Below are 1794 nucleotides of genomic sequence, written 5' to 3'. Positions count from 1 at the left end.
CAGGGTCCGTAGAGGACTTCCACCTCCAAGTCACAAGCCGGTTACCAACCCGGCTCTCGGTGCTTACGCACCTCGCGCCATGCCTGGCGCACCGACAAAAAAACCCGTGGCCGGAGCCACGGGCTTTTGACGGATGCGGATGGATGGTCACCGCCGGATCACGACACCGGACGCACCAGCTCCAGCTGGTCGCCGACCCGGCGCAGGCGCAACTCGAGGGCCTGCTGGCCGGCGCCACGCGGCACGGACACAACGGTCTCCTGGTCAGGGGCCAGGGTGGACATGAAACGGACGGTGCTGGCCGGGTCCTGGGTACCGGCAGTCACGACCACCTGATAACCGGCCTTGGTGGGATGGTAGTAGAGGTTGACATCGACGGCGTCGAACTTGGCCTGCAGGGCCGTATCGGCGGACAGCGTCTCGGAACGGGCCACGGTCGCCAGGCCCACGGCCCCGGCGACGACGGCGGAAAACAGGATGGAGTGGGCGGCGATGGAGCGGGACATGGCGGACCTCGGATGACGACGGGCGGCAGCGTATGCTGCAGCTGCGAACTAAAATATGGCAGCTGCGAGATAATAGACAACGGTGTCAGTCGCTCGGCCGCCATGCGAGTCGCGAAGACCATGCCAGAGATATGGCGTCCCCATGGCACGACAGCCGCCCGGCGGATCACCGGACGGCTGTCGTTTCCAAACCGTAAATCGTCAGATCACGCGGCGGAGGGGCCCGCTTGGGGTTCCGTGGGCAGCGCGGCCGCATGGATGGCGCGGATAAGGTCGCTCTTCACGCCGGGCACGATGTCATCGGCGGTGGAGAAGCCCACCACCACGTCCAGCGCACGGGTGTCACCGGTGCGGTCGAACAGCACGGTGGGGTTGGGCTGGATGCGCGGGTCGGCCGCCACGATCCCCCGCACCGCCTCGGCTACGCCGTCCAGATCGCTGGTCTCCGGAATGCGGAAGCGCAGCTCGCCAGCGTGCGCGGGGGTGGGATGGACGCTCATGTTGCGCAACGCTTGGCCCCACACACTGTTGTTGGGGATGATGATCTGGATCTGGTCGTCGGAGATCAGTTCGGTCCAGAACAGCGACAAGTCGCGCACGGTACCGGTGGCACCACCGACCTGCACCTTGTCGCCGATCTTGAAGGGCCGGAAGATCAGCAGCATGACGCCGGCCGCCAAGCTGGACAGGGTACCCTGCAGCGCCAGGCCGATGGCCAGGCCGGCGGCGCCGATGACGGCGACCAAGCTGGCCGTCTGGATGCCGAACTGGGCCAGCACCGCCAACACGGTCAGCGTCAGCACGGCGTAGCGCGCCAGGCTGGCGAAAAAACCGCGCAGCATGGCGTCGAACTGGGGGGTACGGCCCAGGACAGCCGTGACGATGCGGCTGACCTTGCCGGACAGCCACAGGCCGATCAGCAGGATCAGGATGGCCGCCAGCAGGTTGACGCCGTTGGTCACGATCCAGGGGATGAGGGCGTTGAGGCTGACCAGGAGCGCCTGGGTCTTCTGGTCCACGGTATCCAGCGCGGGGATATCCACGGCGAGCAAATTCAGGTGCATGCACGACCCTCCGGTTGGCGATGTGGGCGTGAAGAACATAGGGAGGGCACTCAGGTTCCGCCAGCCTTGGCCAGGCCGAAGGGCGGAACTGACAGATCTCCCGATCCGATTGCCGCCGACCGCCAACAGCAAAACCCCCGCCGGCTTGTGCGGGCGGGGGTTTGTGCTTGGTTGCGGGGGCAGGATTTGAACCTGCGGCCTTCAGGTTATGAGCCTGACGAGCT

2 protein-coding genes are annotated in these 1794 nt (G+C 66.2%); both read right to left on the bottom strand.

The annotated features are described in order from the left end of the window. Positions 1 to 158 precede the first annotated feature (158 nt). Positions 159 to 506: a hypothetical protein gene (locus FBZ89_RS30575; RefSeq protein WP_145754879.1), complete on the bottom strand. Its 348-nt coding sequence runs from the start codon at positions 504 to 506 to the stop codon at positions 159 to 161. 206 nt (positions 507 to 712) lie between these two features. Next, the gene (locus tag FBZ89_RS30570; protein WP_186457681.1) at positions 713 to 1570 is read right to left on the bottom strand and encodes a mechanosensitive ion channel family protein; all 858 of its coding nucleotides are present in this window, start codon (positions 1568 to 1570) and stop codon (positions 713 to 715) included. Positions 1571 to 1794: the final 224 nt, after the last annotated feature.

This window comes from Nitrospirillum amazonense, from assembly GCF_007828045.1.
Taxonomy (GTDB): domain Bacteria; phylum Pseudomonadota; class Alphaproteobacteria; order Azospirillales; family Azospirillaceae; genus Nitrospirillum; species Nitrospirillum amazonense_C.
This window is presented reverse-complemented; position numbering and strand designations above follow the sequence as displayed.